At 57.3% G+C, this 22392-nt stretch carries 16 protein-coding genes and 3 pseudogenes; 3 read left to right on the top strand and 16 right to left on the bottom strand.

All coding sequences use genetic code 11. The annotated features are described in order from the left end of the window. Positions 1-3: 3 nt before the first annotated feature. Positions 4-552 carry a fimbrial protein gene (locus tag GM30_RS14640; RefSeq protein WP_049849204.1) on the bottom strand — a complete coding sequence of 183 codons (549 nt, stop codon included), beginning with the start codon at positions 550-552 and terminating at the stop codon, positions 4-6. Between the two features lie 75 nt (positions 553-627). Next, positions 628-1158, bottom strand: coding sequence for a fimbrial protein (locus tag GM30_RS14635; protein ID WP_049849203.1), 531 nt, complete (start codon positions 1156-1158; stop codon positions 628-630). Positions 1159-1583: 425 nt separating this feature from the next. On the opposite strand from GM30_RS14635, the gene GM30_RS14630 reads away from it, so the two are divergent. Next, a complete protein-coding gene (locus tag GM30_RS14630) occupies positions 1584-2663 on the top strand; it encodes a ribosomal protein uL16 3-hydroxylase (RefSeq protein ID WP_049849202.1) in 1080 nt (359 codons plus the stop codon). Here GM30_RS14630 and GM30_RS26765 read toward each other — a convergent pair. The 6 genes and pseudogenes from GM30_RS26765 to GM30_RS14605 form a co-directional block, all read right to left on the bottom strand. Beyond that, on the bottom strand, positions 2566-2925 hold the full coding sequence (locus tag GM30_RS26765; protein ID WP_049849201.1) for a VOC family protein: 360 nt from the start codon (positions 2923-2925) through the stop codon (positions 2566-2568). The genes GM30_RS14630 and GM30_RS26765 overlap by 98 nt on opposite strands. A gap of 20 nt (positions 2926-2945) precedes the next feature. After that, positions 2946-3747 (bottom strand): annotated as a pseudogene (locus GM30_RS14620) (class I SAM-dependent methyltransferase); the annotation flags it as partial. A gap of 41 nt (positions 3748-3788) precedes the next feature. Next, a complete protein-coding gene (locus tag GM30_RS14615; RefSeq protein ID WP_049849200.1) occupies positions 3789-4499 on the bottom strand; it encodes an SAM-dependent methyltransferase in 711 nt (236 codons plus the stop codon). A 10-nt stretch (positions 4500-4509) separates the two neighbouring features. Beyond that, on the bottom strand, positions 4510-4767 hold the full coding sequence (locus tag GM30_RS14610) for a YjhX family toxin (RefSeq protein ID WP_049849199.1): 258 nt from the start codon (positions 4765-4767) through the stop codon (positions 4510-4512). A gap of 267 nt (positions 4768-5034) precedes the next feature. After that, positions 5035-5160 carry a hypothetical protein gene (locus tag GM30_RS27595; protein WP_274519063.1) on the bottom strand — a complete coding sequence of 42 codons (126 nt, stop codon included), beginning with the start codon at positions 5158-5160 and terminating at the stop codon, positions 5035-5037. A 3-nt stretch (positions 5161-5163) separates the two neighbouring features. Continuing rightward, positions 5164-6609, bottom strand: coding sequence for a nucleobase:cation symporter-2 family protein (locus GM30_RS14605; RefSeq protein WP_049849198.1), 1446 nt, complete (start codon positions 6607-6609; stop codon positions 5164-5166). Between the two features lie 290 nt (positions 6610-6899). Between GM30_RS14605 and ygfT the strand changes: the two genes are divergently transcribed. Both ygfT and GM30_RS14595 read left to right on the top strand, forming a co-directional pair. After that, positions 6900-8813: a formate-dependent uric acid utilization protein YgfT gene (ygfT, locus tag GM30_RS14600; RefSeq protein WP_049849197.1), complete on the top strand. Its 1914-nt coding sequence runs from the start codon at positions 6900-6902 to the stop codon at positions 8811-8813. Then, positions 8810-9301 (top strand): 4Fe-4S dicluster domain-containing protein, encoded by a 492-nt coding sequence (locus tag GM30_RS14595; RefSeq protein WP_049849196.1) that lies wholly within the window; start codon positions 8810-8812, stop codon positions 9299-9301. The genes ygfT and GM30_RS14595 overlap by 4 nt, the downstream gene beginning before the upstream one ends. Here the strand turns inward: GM30_RS14595 and GM30_RS14590 are convergent. The 8 genes and pseudogenes from GM30_RS14590 to mocA form a co-directional block, all read right to left on the bottom strand. Further along, positions 9277-10519, bottom strand: a pseudogene (locus GM30_RS14590) (NCS2 family permease). The gene GM30_RS14595 and the pseudogene GM30_RS14590 sit on opposite strands and share 25 nt — an antisense overlap. 32 nt (positions 10520-10551) lie before the next feature. Next, complete coding sequence (gene guaD, locus GM30_RS14585) at positions 10552-11868, bottom strand: guanine deaminase (protein WP_049849195.1); 1317 nt, start codon at positions 11866-11868, stop codon at positions 10552-10554. Positions 11869-11882: 14 nt separating this feature from the next. Next, positions 11883-13277 (bottom strand): nucleobase:cation symporter-2 family protein, encoded by a 1395-nt coding sequence (locus tag GM30_RS14580; protein ID WP_049849194.1) that lies wholly within the window; start codon positions 13275-13277, stop codon positions 11883-11885. 147 nt (positions 13278-13424) lie between these two features. Then, positions 13425-16295 carry a molybdopterin-dependent oxidoreductase Mo/Fe-S-binding subunit gene (locus tag GM30_RS14575; RefSeq protein WP_049849193.1) on the bottom strand — a complete coding sequence of 957 codons (2871 nt, stop codon included), beginning with the start codon at positions 16293-16295 and terminating at the stop codon, positions 13425-13427. Next, positions 16292-17017: pseudogene (gene ygfM / locus GM30_RS14570) on the bottom strand (molybdopterin-dependent oxidoreductase FAD-binding subunit); the annotation flags it as partial. The pseudogene ygfM and the gene GM30_RS14575, both read right to left, overlap by 4 nt. A 30-nt stretch (positions 17018-17047) precedes the next feature. Beyond that, a complete protein-coding gene (gene ssnA, locus GM30_RS14565; RefSeq protein WP_049849240.1) occupies positions 17048-18382 on the bottom strand; it encodes a putative aminohydrolase SsnA in 1335 nt (444 codons plus the stop codon). Beyond that, positions 18379-21483 carry a putative selenate reductase subunit YgfK gene (gene ygfK / locus GM30_RS14560; protein ID WP_049849191.1) on the bottom strand — a complete coding sequence of 1035 codons (3105 nt, stop codon included), beginning with the start codon at positions 21481-21483 and terminating at the stop codon, positions 18379-18381. Before ygfK ends, ssnA begins: the two co-directional genes overlap by 4 nt. Before the next feature lie 322 nt (positions 21484-21805). Then, on the bottom strand, positions 21806-22381 hold the full coding sequence (gene mocA / locus GM30_RS14555) for a molybdenum cofactor cytidylyltransferase (protein ID WP_049849190.1): 576 nt from the start codon (positions 22379-22381) through the stop codon (positions 21806-21808). Positions 22382-22392 lie beyond the last annotated feature (11 nt).

The raw sequence follows: 22392 nt of genomic DNA, 5'->3' as shown, positions 1-22392 counted from the left end.
TTATTAGTTGTAATCCATAAATACCTGGGCGATGGCATAGAACTCGCCAGCTTTAATATGTTGTTGAACCGGTACCAGTGATGCAGTGAATTTTAATACGTTATCTTCATCACTCAGTTCATAACCCATAGAGGGTTTGCCGATGGTTAATATTTCGCTGTTTCTGTCGCGAAGACGAATACCAAAACCGTCTGCCGCGCCGGAAATTAATAGCGTCGTGGGATCAGAGTCAGTGGCATTGCCAATAAACGTCACGGTGGCATACGGAAAATGCGAGCCGCCATTGCCGCTTTTCACCACCGTACAACCGGTAAGGCGGACAAGAAAAGGACGAGTGACGTTACCTTCCTCATTCTGATTAATCAGGCTGGCGGAGACGTCACCGAACTCCACTTCGATATCGCGGCTGGCGGGGTCAATCGCGCAGGCCGCTTCGATGAGTTCACCGCTCATCGACAATTTACCCGGCGTCACCGTAGAGGCAGAAGCATGAAGTGAACTCAGCAGCGCACATGATAAAACGGGCAATAAGAGTGCCTTGCTTATCGTCATTCTGTCCCTCCCTGACGCGGTCATCACACTGAATAACGTGCGGGAGCAGCTCCCGCACGCCAGGCTTCTGAAGGATTACTGGTAATCGATCTGGAAGTTAATGGTGGACTGGAACGCACCGGCCATCACGGTTGCCGTGGTGCTTTCCGCTTTCACGTAAGCCACGAACGGAATGGTGTTAGTACCGTCAACCAGCGTTACCGCGGTGGTCGGCTGGCCCCAGACTACATCCTGGCTGGCGCTGTCACGCAGACCGATGCCCGCGCCAGACGCTGTGCCGGAGGTGAAAGCCGCCAGCGTGCCGTCAGTCGGGTTGAGGCTGGTTGGGGTATACGAAACGATTGCGCTGCTTGCCACAGTGGTATCACAGTGCTGCAGTTCGATGTTCTGATGAACGTTACCCGCACGTGCACCGTTAGCCAGAGCAGAAACAGGAATCTGGCCGAAATCAACGGTAACCGGGCTGGAGTTTGGTGCCAGACCGCATGCGGTATTCACCAGTTCACCCTGGAATTCAATCATCCCGTTGGTGGTGTCAGCCAGAACTGACATAGAACCCAGAGCAGCAGAGAAAGCAACAGCCATAGCGACTTTATTCATATTCATAACAATATCCTGTTTGTACAAATTTCCTGAGAAATAAAGAGTCATAACCTCGCGATCAATAATTCGCTCTGTTGTTAAAAACTCTTGGTTTTGTTCCAGCAAAGTCCATATTAATAATTAAATAGATAACCATTTCGTATTTAATTATTGATCCTCCGTTGAACTGATTCGGATGCTATCAAATCAAAAATTGGCTTCAAAGCACTACAATCCCTGTGGAGATATATACGCATTTATAACTCGCAGATAATTCATGACGAGATTTATATCTCGCGAACCCGTGCGATTTATCCTAAAGGTATTGCCACATCCAATATTTTGCGCAAAACATCGCGGGCTGGTAAGCCGATCATTGACCAATGACAAAGCGGCATCGCGTGGGGTCTCACTATAATCCCCCGTCCTCTTCATACGAGTAACCCGCTATGGCGTATCAACTGAATCTGAACTGGCCGGAATTTTTAGAAAAATACTGGCAAAAACAACCTGTTGTGCTGAAAAATGCCTTTCCGGGCTTTGTCGATCCGATTACGCCAGATGAGCTGGCCGGGCTGGCAATGGAGCCGGAAGTCGACAGCCGTCTGGTCACGCATTTTGACGGTAAATGGCAGGCCAGTAACGGTCCTTTTGAGCATTTCGACGGCCTGGGGGAAACCGGCTGGTCGCTGCTGGCGCAGGCCGTAAACCACTGGCATGCGCCGTCCGCTGAACTGGTGCGTCCGTTCCGCGTGCTGCCGGACTGGCGTCTGGACGATCTGATGATCTCCTTCTCCGTCCTGGGTGGCGGCGTCGGCCCCCCCCGCCGCTGGCGGGTGGGCGATAAACTGCCGATGCGTCAGTTCTGCCCGCATCCGGCGCTGCTGCACGTTGATCCGTTTACGCCGATCATTGATGAAGATCTTGAGTCGGGCGATATCCTCTATATTCCGCCAGGATTCCCGCATGACGGCTTCACCCATGAAACCGCGCTGAATTACTCGGTGGGTTTCCGTGGGCCGAACGGCCGTGATCTGATCAGCAGCTTTGCCGATTACGCGCTGGAAAACGATCTCGGCGGCGAACACTACTGCGATCCGGATTTAACCTGTCGTGAGCATCCGGGTCGGGTGGAAGAGTACGAACTTGACCGTCTGCGCGACATGATGATTGATATGATCAACCAGCGCGAAGATTTCACCCAGTGGTTTGGCCGCTTTGCCACTACGCCGCGCCACGAGCTGGATATCGCGCCTGCGGAACCGCCGTACGCACCGGAAGAGATCTATGATGCGCTGATGGGCGGGGAAACGCTGGCGCGTCTGAGCGGACTGCGGGTGCTGCACATTGGCGACAGCGTCTTTATTAACAGCGAACGTCTGGATACCGTCGACGCCACGGCGGCTGATGCGCTGTGCCGTTACACCGCTATCAGCCAGAACGAGCTGGGCGCGGCGCTGCAAAACCCGGCGTTTGTGGTCGAGCTGACCGAACTGGTAAATCAGGGTTACTGGTTCTTCGACGAGTAAGTATCACCTCAGGCACGGCGTCCGCAACGCCGTGGACGTGCGCCCAGCCGGTCATCACGTTATTGTCCGGGGCATCCGCCAGCGTCGGCAGCGTCATCAGTTCAATCGTCGGGCCTTCGTCGAGGGTAATGAAATAGGACTCAAAGCCGGGATTGTTGCGGCTTTGGTATTTTTCATTCGCCTTGCCACCGAAAAAGGTCTGCCAGAATGCGGCCTGCGCGTCGAGATTGCGGGTCCAGAGCGCAACGTGGGCAATTTTCATCTTCAGTCTCCTGTCATCACCGCCATGAGGGCTAATAATTTACCGTCAAAGGTATCACTGACCGGCCATTCCTCGCCTGGGATTTTACGGATATCGCTGAAGCCGCATTCCGCCAGCAATTGCTGATACTCATCGTCACGCCAGGCCATCATCCGGCTACTGAAACGCGTGACGCCGCCGTTGTCCTCCAGCGCCCAGAAAAGCGTGGTGCTGACCTGCGTCGTCTCATCCCACTGGTTTTCGGTGAGCAGCAGATGCGGACGGTCGAGAAACAGCCCCACCGGGCACGGTTGCCAGTTCCGTTCCGCCAGCCCCTGGCGTTTCACCTCAGCGAACGTATGCACTTCCAGCAGCAGTTTTCCGCCCGGTTTCAGCCATGATGCGCAGCGGCGGAGCAGGGCGCGCGTATCCTCTGCGCTGAACACGTTCAGTTCGCCAAAAGTCATCATGATCAGGTCGTACGCCTGTGTCGGGGCAAAGCGCCGGACATCCTGCTGATGATAGCTGATGGCGAGCCCATGCTGGTGGGCTTGCTGACGTGCCCAATGGATCGCCGCCGGGGAAAAATCAACGCCGGTGCAGGCAAAACCGCGCTGCGTCAGACGCTGAGTGTAGAACCCCGGGCCGCAGCCGAGACGCCCGCGCGACCCACGCTACCTGCTGCTCAATCACCGGCAGTTTGCGGCTCGCCCAGTCATGATCCTGAGAAAGATGATTGTCCAGCATGCGCTGGCTGAAAGCGGCGTCATCCCACGGAATTTTGCCGTCGTCAGCGGTGAGGGGTGTGGGGTATCGGGTAAAAATGATATCGCTGATATCCATATGCTCTCCCTGGAAAACCCCGCCTTCCGGCGGGGGCTGATTTACTTGTCGATCCATCCAGTCATGCGGGTGAAGTTAAAATAGCGGCCCGCTTCCACCGCCATCATTCCCCGATCGCGGATAGCAAAGGGATGATTGCAGCCGAGCCATGATTGCCAGGCCGCGTCTGTCACTTCGCTTTCGGCGCAGAGATCCATCCTGAGAAAAGCGCTCTGCTGCCACAGCTGCCGCCACCAGTCGACGGTGAAAAAGTTCATCCCTGACTGCCAGTACGGCGCCATTTCAGGTGGAACGCCATCGGTAAAGGGCGCTTTCAGACCGGGAACGACCACTGCCACGCGCGCGCCGGGTTTAAGAAACGGCACCAGGTTGGTATCGAAAAACGGCGAACTGGCACCGAAATAGTGCCAGGCATCGATGCTGATCAGCGCGTCAAAATGGTCTTCCGGAAACGGGCGGTCGCGGGGCAGGTCGTTGACGTCCTGATGCAACGCCGTGATCTGCTTCTCCAGTCCAAACTGGGTGAAGCGCTGCCGGTTGTCCTCGGCGGCGATCCACAAATCCATCGCCACCACGTCAACGCCGTAGCGACAGGCCAGATGAAGGGAGGTCAGGCCAGTGCCGCAGGCGAGATCGAGCACCCGCATGCCGGGTTTCAGGTTCAGGGAACCGGCCACTTCGTCGGCCAGCATCAGGGCATTCGGCCCCATCATATTGTCGTTAAGAAATGCTTCAGAAATCATCACGTTCATCTCACTCTCCTTAGCGGTTATCCAGTTGGGAACGCACGTGGTTCAGGCCAGTGGTATTGATGCGGTAAGGCTGCCCGTTCACGGAACGGATCAGTTTTTTGGTTCTGAGTTTTTTGAAAACGCTGAGCGTGCAGTCACTGAGCAGCAGCCCTTCGCGGGTGTAGCACTCAACGTCGGTGACGCGGCCAGAGGCGTCGCGGGTATGAATGATGCGCCCGCCTTTGGCGAGCACGTGCAGGGTACGTTGTTCCTGACGGGAAATATTCATGCTGAGAAATACCTGTAATCATCATGTATGCAAAAACGAGCCAACACCCGCAGGTGTTCGCGTTATGTCTAAGCGCAGCGATAACCAGTCCGGCCCGGGCGGGTCGGCAAGCTGATTATCTGATGGTTACAATCTCCAGCATCAAAACCTCGGAGCGAGATGAAAAGATATTTACTGGCTGAATGATAACATGATTTTTCATAAGGTCATTTTTCGATGCCAGAAATGTGATCTGCTGACGGCCAGACGCCGCCAGCAGCGTGGGTGTTACAGGAACAGCAGTAAAAAGTGAAAGCGGCTCTCAATGGCGAGGGCAATGCTGTCAGACACTGCCGGGATTGCCATTAACATCAGGATCAGCGCGCTCAACATGCAGCGAATCAGGAGGCTCATGGGTTACTCCTCCTGCTGGCTCTTTTTCACCTTGCGCATCAGCAACCACATGCGCACGGTGCGCGGCGAGCGCTGACTCGGGTTTTCCGGCACCAGTCCGGTGTTGTGTTTGTGGTAGCCATTGAAAAACAGGTTCAGCAGCACGGCGCTGATGGTTGCCAGCATGATCCCGCTGTGCAGCAGCGGCTGCAGCTCCGACGGAAACTTAGAGAAGAAATTCTGCGACAGCGTTGGTGTCATGCCCACGCCGAGGCTGATGGCGACGATGTACAGGTTGTAGCGGTTGGTGGTGTAGTTGATCCTCGCCAGAATGCGGATCCCCGTCGCCAGCACCATGCCGAACATCACCAGCCCGGCACCGCCCAGTACAAACTGCGGAATGGACGCGACCAGCACGCCCATTTTCGGCACCATGCCAAACGTAATCAGAATGGCGCCCGAAGCGATACACACCCAGCGGCTGTAGACCCGGGTAACGCTGACCAGCCCGATGTTTTGCGAAAACGAGGTATGCGGGAAGCTATTAAAGATCCCGCCGAAGATGCTGCCGACGCCGTCCACGCGCAGGCCACGAATGATGTCCTGCGAGGTCAGCTTGCGGCCGACGATTTCGCCGAGCGCCAGGAACATGCCCATCGATTCAATAAACACGATGATCATCACCGCCGTCATGGTGAGGATCGACACCGGATCAAACACCGGCGTGCCGAGCGCCAGCGGCGTGACGATGGCAAACCATTTAGCGTCATGCAGGCCGGTGAGATTCACCTCGTTCATCAGCATCGACAGCACAAAGCCAAAGACGATCCCCAGCAGCACCGCGACGTTGGACATAAACCCTTTGGCAAAACGCGTCACCAGCAGAATAAACAGCAGCACGGCAAACGAAATGCCGAGATACACCGGGTTGCCATATTCCGGGTTGCCTTTACCGCCTGCCGCCCAGTCGATCCCCACCTGGATGATGCTCAGCCCGATAGAGGTGATCACCACACCCGTGACCAGCGGCGGAAACAGCGGCATCAGGCGACCAATCACCGGGGCGAGCAGAGTGGTGATGCAACCAGCGGCAATGGTGGCACCGAAGATCCCCATCAGACCGATGTCAGGATTAATGCCGATGGCCAGCATTGGCGTGACGGCGGCAAAGGTGACGGACATGATCACCGGCAGCCGGATACCCATAAAGCGGCCGACGCCGACACACTGCAACAGCGTCACGACGCCGCAGCAGAAGAGATCGGAACTGATCAGCAGCGCGATCGTCTCCTTACTTAATCCAAGCCGGTCGCCAATCATTAACGGTACGGCGACGGCACCCGCGTACATAACCAGAACATGTTGCAGCCCAAGAATGATCAACTTCCCTGGTGACAGAATACGATCCACCTCATCAGTTGTGTTGGGGCTGCCAGAGACCGATGGTGGCTGAGAATCAATGGCGCTCATAACGAAATCTCCTTGTTATCCCGCAGCGCGATTTTGCAAGATCGGCTGAGTAGAGTGCGNNTGTCCCAGCCGTTGAGGAAACGTCCTTTTCTCAAATTGAGAGAAAATTAATCATTCTGACTCGCTCAGTGATTCACTTGCGAATTTTTATTGCCGCCGTGTTGCTGGCCTTTTCGGCGTAATTTTGAGGTACATCGCAAAAACGGTGCATGTTTTATGCACTGAGAAAAAAGCGTCTGATTATTGCATTGCGTTCCCTGCTGATATCAAAAACAAGAAAAGGGACACGAATGAATAAGTTCATCGTCGCCGATGCGGCAGAGTGCATCGGCTGTCATGTGTGTGAAGTGGCCTGCGTAACATCGCACAGTCAGGATGCCTGGCCGCTGGCGCGCCACGCGTTTACCCCCCGCATCCACGTCGTCTCGCAACAGACGGCGAGCAATACCACCACCTGTCGGCATTGCAACGATGCCCCCTGCGTCACCTCCTGCCCGACCGATGCGCTGCGTGTTGAGAACCACAGCGTTCAGCTCGACAGGGCAAAATGCATTGGCTGCAAAAATTGCGCGATTGCCTGCCCGTTCGGTGCGATTGAAATGGTGTCGGGCGAGGGCAGGGCGCCGCTGCTGGCGCAGAAATGCGATCTCTGCCAGCAGCACCCGTCCGGGGAACAACAGTGTGTCGCCAACTGCCCCACCCAGGCGCTACGCCTGATGGATGAAAGCGGGCTACAGACGCTGCAACGCGAGCGGCAAAGGCGGGCGGCGCAAGGGCAGAACACCCAGCCTGTGGTGGCGAAAAGCCGTGAATTCCTGAAAAAACCGCCGCGCAAAGGGGCGGAAAAGCACCCGGCGGAAGTGCGGAAAACCCATTTTGAGGAGATTTACCGTGGGCTGGATGGCAACGAGGCGGACTACGAAAGTTCACGTTGCCTTTATTGCTCGCAAAAAGCGTGGTGCAACTGGACCTGCCCGCTGCATAACCACATCCCGGATTTTATCCGCCTGGTGAAGGAAGGAAAAATCATTGAGGCCGCCGAACTGTGCCACCAGAGCAGCTCGCTGCCGGAAATCTGTGGCCGGGTCTGCCCGCAGGACCGACTCTGTGAAGGGGCCTGTACGCTGAAAAATCATCATGGCTCCGTCACCGTCGGCAATCTCGAACGCTACATCACCGACACGGCGCTGACCATGGGCTGGCGACCGGATGTAAGCGCCGTGTCACCGCGCGCTGAGCGGGTGGCGGTGATCGGCGCCGGACCCGCAGGGCTGGGCTGCGCCGATATTCTGACGCGTTCGGGCGTGCAGGTGGACGTCTTTGATCGGCATCCGGAAATTGGCGGTCTGCTGACCTTCGGCATTCCGCCCTTTAAGCTCGACAAGGCCGTGCTGAGCCAGCGGCGCGAAATCTTCAGCGAGATGGGCATTCACTTCCACCTCAACACCGACATCGGGCGCGATGTGTCTTTCAGCGATCTGGTGGCGAACTACGACGCCGTATTCCTCGGTGTGGGCACCTACGGGCTGATGGCCGCCGGTCTTGACGGCGAAGACGCCACCGGCGTGATCCAGGCGCTGCCTTATCTTATCGCCAGTACCCGCGAGGTCATGGGGCTGGACGAGAGCCCGGAATATCCGCTGACCGAAATCAAAGACAAGCGCGTGGTGGTACTTGGCGGCGGCGATACCGCAATGGACTGCCTGCGCACCTCCGTTCGCCGTGGTGCGGCCAGCGTCACCTGCGCCTACCGGCGTGACGAACTGAGCATGCCTGGCTCGAAAAAAGAGGTAGTGAACGCCCGCGAAGAGGGTGTCGAGTTCCTCTTCAATGTGCAACCCAAATACATNNCGGCGGTCGGGCTGATCCGTACCGAAATGGGCGAGCCGGGGCCGGATGGTCGACGACGTCCGCGTCCGGTGGCGGGTTCTGAATTCGAACTTCCCGCTGACGTACTGGTGATGGCGTTTGGGTTCCAGGCGCACGAGATGCCGTGGCTGCAGGGGCATGGCGTCGAGCTGGATCGCTGGGGGCAAATCATCACCGGCGGCAAAGGCCGGGCGAGCACACAAACCACTAACGCAAAAATCTACGCGGGCGGTGACGCCGTACACGGCGCGGATCTTGTCGTCACGGCGATGGCGGCGGGCAGGCAGGCCGCTCAGGAGATGCTGGCGAGTTTTCGCCTGAAGGAGGCGGTATGACACGCTTTATCGTTGCCAGCGCGGACGACTGCATCGGCTGTCGTACCTGCGAACTGGCCTGTGCGCTGGAACATGAGCCGGGCGTCACGCAGTTATTGCCGCGACTGACCGTGATGCGGTTGAGTCAGCTCAGCGTCCCGGTCATGTGCCACCAGTGTGAGAACGCCCCGTGTGTAGCGGCGTGTCCGGTGGCGGCGCTGACCCTGGGTGCGGAGGCTGTCGACGCCGATGATTCGCGCTGTATTGGTTGCCAGAGCTGCGCGGTGGCCTGCCCGTTCGGGGCGATCACCATCGTGACGGCAGAAAACCGCCATCCGTTTATTGTGAAGTGTGATGTGTGCGGTCAGCGTGATGCCGGACCTGCCTGCGTGGAAGTCTGCCCGACGGCCGCGCTGAGCATCATGACCGATGAAAAGCTCGCGGCAATGCAAAAGCAGCAATTAGTGAAGNGCGGGGCCGTTTGTCAGATGGCCCAGCCACCCGCGTAGAAGATAACCAGTACCACCGCGATCGCGATCGTCCCGATATTCAATTTTTGCCATTCCCGCGCAAACACGCGCCCGACCACCAGCGTCACAAAGCCGAGCATAATGCCGGTGACGATGTTACAGGTCAGCACGATAAACACCGCACACACCAGCCCCGACATCGCATCAATAAAGTCGTTAAAGTCCAGCTTCGAGACGTTACTGAGCATCAGCAGCCCGACGTACATCAGCGCGGGTGCGGTGGCGTAACCGGGGATCAGATACGAGAGCGGTGACAGGAACAGCACCAGCAGGAACAGCACCCCGACCACCACCGCGGTGAGACCAGTTTTGCCGCCCGCTGCGGTTCCCGCCGCCGACTCGATATACACCGCCGCCGGTGCCGCACCGACCAGACCGGAGAAAATGGAACTGACCGAGTCGCTGGTTAACGCTTTGCCGCCATTGATAATTTGGTTGTCTTCATCAAGCAGATTGGCCTGTCCGGCGACGGCGCGAATGGTGCCGGTCGCATCAAAAACAGCGGTCATCACCAGCGCCAGAACGCTTGGCAGCACATACGGCTTCAGCGCACCCATGATGTCGAGAGTAAAAATCAGCGAATTGCCTTTCTCATCGGTCAGCGACGGCATGGCCACCAGCCCGTGGTATTTCACCGCCGGATCAAAAATCAGCCCGATTATCGAGATGCCGATAATGGTCAGCAGGATCCCGCCGGGGATTTTGCTTTTCTCCAGGCCAAAGATCATCGCTAAACCCAGCAGGGTCATCATGACGGGGAAAGAGGTAAATGCCCCCAGCGCCACCGGCATGCCGTCGAGCGGGTTCTTAATGACCAGCCCCACGCCGCTGGCGGCAATCAGCAGCAGGAACAAACCGATGCCGATCCCGGTACCGTGGGCGATCCCCATCGGCAGGTTACGCAGGATCCACGAGCGAATGCCGGTCACCGAGATGGCGGTGAAAATCACCCCCATCAGGAATACTGCGCCGAGCGCCACGGGAATCGAAATTTGCTGGCCCAGCACNCGGCAAAACCCCGGCTTTGCCCAGCATCCCGGGAACCACGATCACCGAGTAGACCATCGCCAGAAAAGTGGTTAACCCCGCCAGGATCTCCTGGCGTACCGAACTGCCGCGTGCGGAAATTTTAAAGTAAGCATCCAGGCCGCCGCGCGGGTTAGCGGCGCCAGGTGTGCGTAGTGAATCGTCTGCCATAGTGGTATCCCCTGCAGAAAGTGATTTTTTTATCAGGTACGTTCATAAACCAGACGGCCATCGACATAAGTGCGGTAAATCGAGCGATCGTCGCCCAGGGTAATCATGACGAACAGCTTGTCGATGAGGGATGCCGAGTTGTCGTAGCGCAGCTGTTGAAGCGGCGTTGCGGTCGGCTCCAGCACGACAAAATCGGCCTCTTTGCCTGGATGGAAATTGCCAATACAGTCATCGAGACCCAGCGAGCGGGCACCGCCCAGCGTCGCCAGATAAAACGCTTCATACGCCGATAGCCGACACCCCTGAAGCTGCATCACTTTGTAGGCTTCATTCAGGGTCTGCAGCATGTTGAAGGTGGTGCCAGCGCCGATATCGGTCCCGACGCCAACGGCGACTTTCTTGTGCCAGGCTTTTTGCAGATTGAACAATCCGCTGCCGAGGTACAGGTTGGAAGTCGGGCAAAAGGCGATCGACGAATGGGTGTGGCTGAGGCAGTCCCACTCTTTTTCTTCCAGATGTACGCAGTGGGCGAAAACGGAGCGTTTCCCGGTCAGCCCGTAGTGGTGGTACACGTCGAGATAGCTCTCCCGCTCCGGGAACAGTTCTTTGACCCACGCAATCTCTTCCACGTTTTCACTGAGATGCGTATGCACCCAGGTGTCGGGAAATTCTTCACGCAGCTTTTGCGCCATTTGCAGTTGCTCGGGCGTGGAGGTGGGCGCAAAGCGCGGTGTGATGGCGTAGAGCAAACGGCCGTTTTTGTGCCAGCGTTCAATCAATGCTTTGCTTTGCTGATAGCTCGATTCGGCGTCGTCCAGCAGGTACTCCGGTGCGTTGCGGTCCATCATCACCTTACCGGCGATCAGTCGCATATTGAGGTGGCTGGCCGCTTCGAACAGCGCATCCACCGACTGCGGGTGCACGGTGCCGAACACCAGCGCCGTTGTGGTGCCGTTGCGCAGCAGTTGCTTGAGGAAAAAGGAGGACATTTCCCGGGCGTAATCGAGATCTGCGTAGCGTTGCTCCGTCGGGAAGGTGTGTTTGCTCAGCCATTCCAGCAACTGTTCGCCATAGGCGCCGACCATTTCGCACTGTGGATAATGGATGTGGGTATCGACGAAACCCGGCACAACCAGCTTACCGCGGTAGTCACGAACGCGAACGCTGGCGGGCACGCGGGCTTTGCCGTCCTGCCACTCACCAAACCATTCGACTTTTCCGTTGCGAACCAGCAGTAAGCCATCCTCAATGAAACGCAGCGCGGATTCGATCTCTTCGGGATGTTCCACCGTGCGGGTGACATCAAGAAACGCGCCGCGAATGGCTTTAATGGTGTGTTCTCCTGACATACATAATTCCTTAGTTATTCCAGTTCGTTAACGCTGGTGGCGGCGGTTTTAGGCTCATCACGACGAAGCGGAATGAGCAGGTTGAGCGCAATGGCTGTCAACCCTCCGGCGCAAATGGGGTTTTCCACCAGCACGTACAGTGACGCGGGCAACACCTGAAAAATGGCGGGGTCGTAAGAGACGCCAAGACCCAGGCCTAATGAGGTGGCGACAATCAGCGTTTCCCGGCGTCGCAGCCCGTTGGAGATGATGATGCGGATCCCGGCGATGGCGATCATCGAGAACATCAGCGTCATGGCGCCGCCAAGCACCGGCGCCGGGATCGTTGTGAAGAAGCGCCCGATACCGGGGAACAAACCAAGGACGATCAGCATGATGGCGATAAAGCGCCCGACGTAGCGCGATGCGACGCCCGTCATCTGGATGACGCCGTTGTTTTGCGCAAAGGTGGTGAGCGGCAGGGAGCCGAGCGCGGAGGCAATGACAGAAACCAACCCGTCCGCCAGCACGCCGCCTTTCAGGCGCGATTCATACTCTTCGCCTTTAATTGGCCGCTGCGACACCATGGCGGTGGCGGTGATATCGCCCACGGCTTCCAGCACGCTCAGCAAATAGATAGTGCCAACTACCAGGAAGTGATGAAAATTAAAGGAAAAACCAAACTTGAATGGTTGAGGCACGGTGATGATCGGCAAATTGCGCAGGCTGCTGAAATCCACCATCCCCAGGAAAAACGAGACTACATAGCCCACCAGCAAACCGATGGCGATGCCGCTCATGCGTAACAGCGGGCTGCGCATACAGTTGAATCCAATAACGACTAACAGGACCAGTAGACCAACGCCGATATTTTCGTAATTACCAAAGGTGCCGCTGCTCTTTGCCGCAAAGCCGCCGCCGAAATCAATAATGCCGACTTTGATCAGGCTCAGGCCGATCATCAGCACCACAATGCCGCTGACGGTGGGGGTAATCACGCGTCGGAGGTAGGGGAGAATAAATGACGATCCGACCACCAGAAACGCGCCGACGAAGGAGACACCCAGCAGGGAGGACATGATTAATTCTTCGTGTAATCCGTCGCTTTTCATGCTGCTGCCAAGGGCGATCATCACAGTCACAAAGGAGAAATTGACCGACTGGATCGACAGCAAGCCGGAGCCGATGCAGCCGTAGCGATGGACCTGCAGCCAGGTACCGACGCCGGAGGCGATCATCGCCATCGACACCAGGTAGGCAGTGGTATCGGTTGAGAGTTGTAATGCGGTACCGACAATAAGCGCCGGGGTGACCATAGGCACAAAGATGGCGAGCAAATGCGTGATGGCGCCAATCATGCTCTGGTTTACGGGCGGCTTATCTTCCAGCTGATAAATAAGATCTGAATCAGTTCGGGTAATATCAGACATCCCTTTACTCCTTCCTGGTAAATTTGATTATCTGATTCAACTGATAACTATCTGCTAGCCAGTAACAGCGTCATACCGAGGGCAGACAGCCCGGTGAATTCATTTAATGTGGGTTGTGATGTCGGGGCCGCACGCGACCCCGGGTCGTTACAGTTTTCCAAGCGCGGTGAGTATTTTCTCCGGCGTGAAATGCCATTCGCGGAGCCATACGCCGCAGGCGTCGTGGATGGCGGTGGCAATCGACGGCGCTGCGCCGTTGACGCCGATTTCAGAGATAGACTTGGCACCAAACGGGCCGACTTTGTCATCGCTCGGCACCAGCACGGCACGGAAATCGCGCGGGATATCGCCGATTTTCGGCGCGCCGTAGCTGCGCAGATCGCGGGTGATCGGGTGGCCTTCGTTGTCGTAAAGAATCTCTTCCGACAGGCTGTGACCGATGGCGCGCAGGGAGGCGCCATAGATTTGCCCCAGCGCCAGATCCGGGTTGACCGGCGTGCCGCAGTCGAGCAGCGCATAAAACTTCTCAAGGCGGATTTCGCCGCTGCGCAGGTTCACTGCCACTTCCGCGAAGTTCGCGCCATACGGGAACGCGAAGTCCGGGGTGATGTAGCAGGCCGAAGCGACCAGCGAGCCAAAGCCGGTGCCGGTTTCGCCTTTATGGGCAATCTCAGCAAAGCTCACTTCGCCGCGTTTGCCGCGCACGATGCCAGGCGCGACCAGCACCACATCTTCCCGCGGTTCGCCGATCATCTGCGCACCGTGGAACAGGATTTTTTCACGCAGATTTTCCGCCGCCATTCGCGCCGCGTTACCTGAGAAGCAGGTGCCTGACGACGCGTACGCGCCTTTATCAAACAGCCCGTGATCGGTATCGCCGGAAATGACATGCACATCGGCCAGCGGACAGTGCAGTACTTCGGCAGACAGCTTGGCGACCACGGTATCCAGCCCGGTACCGATGTCCGCGCCGCCGGAATGGACGATAAAGGTGCCGTCCGATTCGAGCTTGATCATGCAGTTAGCCTGATCGATATCAGGGATGCCGGATTTCTGCATGATGATCGCGACACCGCGCCCGATGCGCCAGTCACCGTCCTGCGGTTTAGGGGAATCCCACTGGATCAGCTCGCGACCCTGGCGGAGGATCTCCTCCAGCGCACAGCTGGCGGCGGTAGGAACAGACGTCGGCGCTTTCCCTTCACCAATTGCACCGAGGATCTTCAGCGGCTGACCTTCATGCACGCGGTTACGCTCGATGATCTCCAGCTGATCGATGTTCAGCTGTTCGGCCAGCTCTGCCAGCGCCATGGTGATAGCAAAGTTGCCTTTCGGTGCGCCATAGCCCTGATACGCGCCCGCCGGGCACATATTGCTGTAGTAGGTGGTGACCTGGAAATCGACGTTGTCGCAGGGGTACAGCGGCAACGACAGCGCCGGACCGTTGGACGGCACGGTAAGCGAGTGGTTGCCGAACGGTCCGGTATTGGCGCGGAAATCCATGCTGATCGCCGTCAGTCGCCCGTCTTTTTTGGCGCCGAGTTTGACCGTCACTTTCGCCACGTGGCGTGAGGTGTTGGCAATAAACTCTTCTTCGCGGGTATAGCGGAAATAGACCGGGCGACCGGTAACGCAGGTGGCCCAGGCGCAGACCTCTTCCAGCAGGATGTCCTGCTTCGAACCGAAGCCGCCGCCGACGCGCTCTTTGATCACATGGACTTTGTTCTGCTTCATGCCGACGATGCGCGCCACCTGACGGCGGACGTGCCACGGCACCTGTGTCGAGGCGTGGATCACCAGTCGATCGCCGTCCATGCGGGTAAAGCAGATGTGCGGCTCCGTCGGGCACTGTTGCGCCTGCGTTGAGCGGTAGGTGCGCTCGAGGATCACGTCCGCTTCGGCAAAACCCTGTTCCATATCGCCAATGTGGCCGTGCAGGCTGGCGGCGATGTTTTTGCGCGGGCGAGAACCGATCGGGAAATTGATGATCATGTGCTCGCCGCGCTGAGTCGCGTGGCGGTTGTCCTCTTCCAGCGTATCGGGCGCGCCAGCCACGTAAACGACCGGTTCGTCATGGACCACCGGCGCGTCTTCCGCCATCGCGTCGTCAATGGACATCACCGGTTTCAGCAGTTCATAGTCCACCTCGATAAGCGCCAGCGCGGCGAGGGCAATCTCTTCACTTTCTGCGACCACGGCGGCGATACGATCCCCGACATGGCGCAGTTTTTTGCTGAACATGCGCCGGTCGAGCGGTGACGGTTCAGGCGCGCTTTGCCCGCCCGGCGTGTAATAAATATCCGGGCAGTTAAGGTGCGTAATGACGTGAACCACGCCCGGCATGGCTTCAGCTTTGCTGACGTCAAGGCGGGTGATGATGGCGTGCGGGTGCGGACTGCGCAGCATCTTGATCACGCAGGCGTCCGGGGTGATCCGATCCTCAACGTAGCAGGGTTTTGCCTGCACCATTTTGGCGGCGTCGGACTTCGGGTGCACTTTGCCAATCACGGCCAGATCGTCGCGGAACGTTGGCGCATAGTCGGCGACCAGCGACGGATTTTCCTTACGCGCGACGGCGAGTTCGATGACCTGATAAAACTGCTGATAACCGGCGTCGCGGCTGAACAGCCCGGAAAGCGCATCGTCAATCTCTTCGCGGGTTGGAGTGGCGATCCTCTCCAGCAGATCGGTAATGATCAGCGCCGCGGCGGGATCGTTGAACCCGGACTGCACCACACCCACGTCAACCATCGCCTGCTGTACCAGGCTCAACTGATTCCAGCTTCCCAGCGATTCGGCGGTCAGCACGGTGGCGCGATCCAGTTGCGCGGCGATCAACAGCGAGGCGTTAACGATGCGGCCATTAAACAGGATGGCATCAGAACCGGCGAAGCCAAACCCGTCGTCGCTATTGCGTACGGAGTGCATGCCGAGCGAAAACAGCAGGCGCTGGACGTTTTCCCCAGGCGCCACTTTCATTTCCCGTGCACCGCCATTCAGAGTGAAATGAATGATCATGCTAATGCTTCCCCCATCTGCTGGCAGTCGGCGTAGAGATCCGCAACGACAACACCAGCGATATAGCGTTTGTAGGCGACGCTGCCGCGAATGTCTTCTCGCGGGAATACGGCGGCGCGAACGGCCATTTCCAGAGCCTCGCCTTCCAGCTGTTGTGCTTCGACGTCACGCANCGCTTCAGTCAGCGCCACGGCCGCCGTCAGCACGGAAAGGCCGGCATGTGAACGGCTGATCCTGCGGGTTGCGCAGGCGCGGAAAGGATCGCGAATGATGATTTCTGTTAACAGCTGGTCGTCCGGCGAGGCAAGCCAGGCTTCCAGCGGTAAGGTTTCGCCGTTGGCGAATACCAGCAGGGCATCCAGCGCCAGCAGAACGGGCAGCAGTACCGATTCCTCCTGACGGGCGGCGATCTCGCCGCCAAGGGTCGACTGATTCCGCAGATGGCGGGAGTCGATGAACCCCAACGCGTCGTGCAGCGCGTCAGGAATGAAATGCAGCTCTCGCAGCGTCTGGAGCCGAGTCATGAGGCCAATACGCAGGCAGCCGTTATCCCAGTCCGCCCAGTCGAGCGACAGGTCTTCGAGGGCAATCGCGATGCGTTTGTCCGTCCGGCCCGGCGTGGCGTTGAGCTTGCTGCCACCAGCAAACCAGACGGCCTGCTCTTTGTAGTGGCGTTTCAACTCCAGAGCCTGTTCGATGGAGTCTGGTCTGAAAAATTGCTCCCGCCCCGCGGCTGGCGGGGAGGGGCAGGGTTAGTTCAGCGCATCCATGCGTTGCCATAGCCGGGCGGCGACTTTTCTGGCTTCGGCAAAGATGGGTTCACAATCAAAGGTGAACTGCCGGTCTTCGTAGACCATCACGCCGTTAACCATCACGCTGTTAACGCTGCTGGCCCCGAGGCCAAAGGCGATATGCCCGGCAATGTTTTCAGCGATAAGCGGTGTCGGTGAGGCGTAATCGCAAATCGTCAGATCGGCCTTGTAACCGGCTTCCAGACGACCAAATTTGGCGTGGAAGTTGCGACTCAGCAGGGCGTTGCCGTTGCTCAGCGCGCGGGCAAAGCTGTCTGGCCACAGCGGGCCGCCAGCGTCGCGGTGTTTAAAGAAGGCGAATTTCATCTCTTCAAACATGTCCGAGCCGATACCGTCCGTCCCCAGCGCGAGGTTGCGAATTTGCGTCAGATGATGGTTGTAACCTACCTGGTTGTTCATATTGGAACGGGCGTTATGCACCAGGAAACCGTCGTGATCGTTGAGCAGACGAATGTCGTTTTCTGAGAGATAAAGGCCGTGCGCGACCAGTGTTTTACTGTTGAGCAGGTCGTATTCCGCCAGCCTTTCCAGCAGGTCTTTGCCGTAGTGATGGTGGCTGTGCGAGACGTCGTAGCGGTCTTCCGCCGCATGGATATGTAACCCGCGGTCCGTCGCTTTGACTGCTTCACGTAGCATCGACAGCCCTTCGTCGGAGACGGTGAACGGCGCATGCGCGCCGATATGCGCTTCCACCAGCCACGGTTCGCTGCCTTTTTCGCGCGCGCTGTCGATTTCACGGGCGAAGCGGATGTTTTCTTCCACGCCCGCCTGCTGCTCCTTCAGACCGCCGTTGCGATCGGTGGTCTCGAAGCAGGTCATGCCACGCAAACCCACTTTAAGGAACGCGTTGCGCAACTGGCTCAGCGAGCCCGCAATGTAATTAGGCGAGGCGTGGTGATCGATAACCGCCGTGCAGCCGCTGCGGATGGCTTCCATGGAGCACACCAGCCCGCTGTAATACAGCGACTCTTCATCCAGCGCGCGATCCAGCTTCCACCACAAATTTTTAAGGGTGGAGATGAAATCCGGGCAGGGGGCGATGTTGGCCTGAATACCGCGCGATAACCCGGAATAAAAATGGTTATGCGAGCAGACAATACCGGGCATCACCAGGCGTCCGTGCATCTCTTTCACATCCGCCTGTGGGTAGCGCTGGCTGAGTCCGGGACCGATGTCGTGGAGGACATCGCCTTCGATGGCGATATCGACGTTTTCCATGACCATTGCCGGGTAGAGCTGCGCGGCCGTGACGTTTTTCAAAATTAACATGCTTATACCTCCACGCTGCCGAGCAGATAATGATGGTGCTGATGCACTTGGCTGATGATGCGGCACACGTCGTCAAGCTGCGGTGGCACCTGGTCAAAGCTGCCCTGTTCATCAATGTTCAGCACCCAGGTCTGGCCTTCCTGGCGAACGTGGACGCGTGCGTCCTCGACCAGGAAACCGGGGTTGGTGCTGTTGGCGAAATCCTGTGGCAGGCTGAAAATGGTGAGTTTGTCTTTGTAGGGTTTGCCCTGCCACGGACAGAACTGCGCGCAGTTGCCGCACTCGTTGCAGTAGGCGTCCAGATGCAGCGTCTGATAACGGTTCTGGAACCCCGGTACGGCGATGGAGACGTTGGCGCGGTTCGGGCAGACATCCACGCATTTACTGCAGACGTAGTTGCATTCCAGGCAGCGGGAAGCTTCCTGCGCCACGAAGGCGTCGCGGTCGTCTTTATCCACCAGCGCAATGGAGATCGCCCCTTTGCGGCGATAGATATCCGCTGGATCAACGTTATTCCAGCGTTTGTCGCCGTAGTGCGAGCGGATGTTTTCCCGCGCCAGAATGACGTCCGTGGCTTTGCGGGCGTTGCCAATGGCAGAGACGATGGAGGACGGGCCACGTTGCACGTCGCCAATCAGGAAAACGCCCGGCTTGCGGGTTTCACCGTCGGCGTTCACCTCCGGCCAGCCGCGCGCATCCAGTGGAATGCCCATTGCGTCCAGCGCCTCAGTATCCTGCTGTTCGCCAATGGCGGTGATCAGCGCGTCGACCTGCATGGTGCGGGTTTCGTCGGTCTCTACCGGGCGGCGACGGCCTTTTTCATCGGCTTCACCCAGTTTCATGACACGCACGGTCAGCGTGCCGTCGCGGTCGAATTTTTCCGGGTTACTGAGGAACTGGAATTCAACGCCGTCATGCAACGCCTCTTCGTACTCTTCGCGCCAGGCGGGCATCTCCTGCAACGAACGACGATAGACGACGGTCGCTTTTTCGACACCCGGAATACGCAGCGCCGTGCGCGCGCAGTCCATCGCGGTATTCCCGGCACCCACCACCACAACATGCTTACCGAGCGGTAAGGTCTTGCCGAGATTGTAATCGCGCAGGAACTGCAGCGATTTCCACACGTTCTGGTTATCGCCCGCCAGCTTCACGCCGCTGTTTTTGGCGGTACCGGTGCCGACCAGCACGTATTTGAAGCCGTCCTGTTGCAGTTGCTCGACGGTCAGGTGCGGGTCACAGCCATAGTGGATGTTAACGCCGTGGGCGACCACGAAATCAATATCATGCTGAATAAGCTCGCCGGGAATACGGAACTGCGGAATGATATTTCTCACCACGCCGCCAGCGTTTTCTTCACGTTCAAACAGCGTCACTGCGTGTCCGGCACGGGCAAGGAAATAGCCCGCCGCCAGCCCCGCCGGGCCTGCGCCAATCACCGCGACCGGGTTCAGTGAGCCGGAGCCTGCCGGTTTGTGCCAGCGCTGCTGGTATTCGTTCCAGCCTTTTTCCAGCGCGACCTTTTTCAGTTCGCGAATGTTGAGCGCGCTGTCGTAGTCGAGACGCGTACAGTTGTACTGGCACTGGTGATCGCAAATATGACCGGTGATAGCGGGCAGGGCGTTGCGCTGGTAAATCAGCTCCAGCGCATCGGCATAGCGATGTTCGCCCATCAGACGGATGTATTCCGGGATGTCCTGCTTGATGGCGCAGGCGGTCACGCACGGGGCCACGTAGCAGTCGGTCATCGGCAGTTTTTCGCCGACGTCGATACGCTCTTCCGGCTTCCAGTGTTTCTGCGTGTATTCCATGCTGACGGCGCGATCCGCCAGATCGTTCAGGCGAGCAACGTCAACATGGTGCATCTCCCAGCCGTCGGCCTGCTCCAGTTCGCGCATGCATTCGCTCAGGCGCAGATAGCCGCCCGGTTTCAGCAGGTCGGTCGCCATGGTGATTGGCCGAATACCGGTTTCGAAAATATCTTTAATCGTGAGCTGGCTGGCGCCGCCGGAGTAGGAAATTGGCAGCTTGCCGTCGAAGGCGCGGGAGAGCAGGGCGGCAACGTTGATGGAGAGCGGGAACAGCGCGCGGCCAGACATATACATTTCGTCGCCCGGCAGCGCCCCTTTGTTGTTGATGGTGCCGAGCGTGTTTGTCAGCTTCACGCCAAACCCGAGCCCTTTCTCTTTTGCCAGCGCCATCAGGCGTTGCAGCATTTCCAGCGCCTGACCGATTTTCAGGTCGTGCTCGAAAGACGCTTCTTTCAGGCCGACATAGTCAAAGCCGCAGGTATCAAGAATTTCACGTACACGCTGATAGCCCAGCAGAGTCGGGTTGAGCTTCACAAAGGTGTTAAGCCCTTTCTCTTCCAGCATGTAGCGGCAAATCGCTTCGATTTCGTCCGGCGGGCAGCCATGCATAGTTGACAGGGTAACGCCATGAACCATCGTTGCCGGGATCTGTTCCGTCAGCGTCGCGAGCTGGAAGCGAATATCGTCAAGCTGGTGGCGGCGCAGGAATGCATCGTCGCGCAGCCAGCGGTCCAGCGTGTCGCGATACTGCGCGAATTTCGGATGCGCGGCGGCGTTCATCATGTTGTCGATGAACTGCTGCATCGGCGGCTGCTTAATGCCGTCGAGGTTGTAACCCACGCTCATGTTGAAAATGAAGGATTTACCGGCGCGGGTGGGGGTGAGCGGGAAGATGGTTTCCAGCAGATGCAGTACAAACCAGGCCTTCAGGTACTCGTCCCAGGCTTTCAGCAGCGTAAATTCGGTGGACCATTCGGTGTTGAAGCATTCGTCTTCAGCATCGATACAGGGTTTTTCCAGCTCGAGCCTGTCGAGGATTTGTACCGTTTTCAGTTCAATGAAACGCCCACCCGTCAGCCATGAGGTAATGATGTTTTGCGCGAGTTGGGTGTGCGGCCCGGCGGCGGGGCCAATCGGCGTCGCGCAGGTTTCACCAAACACACTGAGCTGATGCTCTTTCACCGGTGAATAGAACTGCTCTTCAGGAATACCGAAAATTGAATGGTGGTTCTGGTATTCATCAAAAATGCGCGTCAGAAGTTCCTCAAACGGAATGGGACGCATGATATCCCCCATAACCCTCTCCTTAGTTTCATATACACAGCGGTGTATCAGATGGAATCAACATGGCCGGAATGCAGTCACTCCGGCGGATTGGGTTAATCAGAGCAACATTCGCACCAGTTATTACCGCGACGGGACGGGAGAATGAAAAAATGTGAAGCGTCTCGAAAGTTAAGGCTGGTTTGTGAATTATCTCACGTTGGTCAAATGAGAATTACACTCACTCATTTCATGGCGGGGGTTATATTTCTCAAATATCATTTTTAGCTATCATAATGATAAATTCGCCTGCGAAGAGTTTATTTTCGGGCGCGCAAACGATTAGCTGGATAAATTACTGCCGATAATTATCTTGCAGCTTGATAAAATCTTGCGGCGTATCGATATCAAAAATGATTTCAGGTGCTTTCATTTCGATACAGCGATGTTTTCCGGCCAGTAAGGCGCTGCGCATTGAGCCGGTTTGGCGTTGATTAACGGCGGCGTGCAGCGTGGGCTGGTTGATCAAAACAGGGTGGCCTGGCGTGCCGTTGTGCTGGGGAATGAGCGCGTAATCACCGCGTAATTGCCAGAGTTTATTGAATATTTTCTCATTGAGACAGGGGATGTCGCCGTGGGTTATAAAGCAGTATTCGCTCTCTACGTGCCTTGCGCCTGCGATGAGAGATGAGAACAGCCCTTCGGTATAATCAGAATTATTGACCAGCAGCAGATTATCCGTTTCCGCGTAACGCTGATGTAACTCGTCGCCGCGAAAACCGGTGACTAAAATAATACGTGAGCAGAACTGCCTCGCATTTTTAATACTTGCATCAAGAATTGTTCCCTGTTGCCAGGGTAACATCATTTTCCACTGTCCCATGCGGGAAGATAATCCTGCGGCGGTAATAATGCAGTCGATGTGTTGCATAGGATCTCAAT

It is taken from the genome of Trabulsiella odontotermitis (assembly GCF_001188485.1).
GTDB lineage: Bacteria > Pseudomonadota > Gammaproteobacteria > Enterobacterales > Enterobacteriaceae > Trabulsiella > Trabulsiella odontotermitis_A.
This window is presented reverse-complemented; position numbering and strand designations above follow the sequence as displayed.

Excerpts from the sequence above, each read along its gene's own strand:
- GM30_RS14640 (WP_049849204.1), bottom strand. The coding sequence starts at position 552 with ATGACGATAAGCAAGGCACTCTTATTGCCCGTTTTATCATGTGCGCTG.
- GM30_RS14635 (WP_049849203.1), bottom strand. The coding sequence starts at position 1,158 with ATGAATATGAATAAAGTCGCTATGGCTGTTGCTTTCTCTGCTGCTCTG.
- GM30_RS14630 (WP_049849202.1), top strand. The coding sequence starts at position 1,584 with ATGGCGTATCAACTGAATCTGAACTGGCCGGAATTTTTAGAAAAATAC.
- GM30_RS26765 (WP_049849201.1), bottom strand. The coding sequence starts at position 2,925 with ATGAAAATTGCCCACGTTGCGCTCTGGACCCGCAATCTCGACGCGCAG.
- GM30_RS14615 (WP_049849200.1), bottom strand. The coding sequence starts at position 4,499 with ATGAACGTGATGATTTCTGAAGCATTTCTTAACGACAATATGATGGGG.
- GM30_RS14610 (WP_049849199.1), bottom strand. The coding sequence starts at position 4,767 with ATGAATATTTCCCGTCAGGAACAACGTACCCTGCACGTGCTCGCCAAA.
- GM30_RS27595 (WP_274519063.1), bottom strand. The coding sequence starts at position 5,160 with ATGAGCCTCCTGATTCGCTGCATGTTGAGCGCGCTGATCCTGATGTTA.
- GM30_RS14605 (WP_049849198.1), bottom strand. The coding sequence starts at position 6,609 with ATGAGCGCCATTGATTCTCAGCCACCATCGGTCTCTGGCAGCCCCAAC.
- guaD (WP_049849195.1), bottom strand. The coding sequence starts at position 11,868 with ATGTCAGGAGAACACACCATTAAAGCCATTCGCGGCGCGTTTCTTGAT.
- GM30_RS14580 (WP_049849194.1), bottom strand. The coding sequence starts at position 13,277 with ATGTCTGATATTACCCGAACTGATTCAGATCTTATTTATCAGCTGGAA.
- GM30_RS14575 (WP_049849193.1), bottom strand. The coding sequence starts at position 16,295 with ATGATCATTCATTTCACTCTGAATGGCGGTGCACGGGAAATGAAAGTG.
- ygfK (WP_049849191.1), bottom strand. The coding sequence starts at position 21,483 with ATGGGGGATATCATGCGTCCCATTCCGTTTGAGGAACTTCTGACGCGC.
- mocA (WP_049849190.1), bottom strand. The coding sequence starts at position 22,381 with ATGCAACACATCGACTGCATTATTACCGCCGCAGGATTATCTTCCCGC.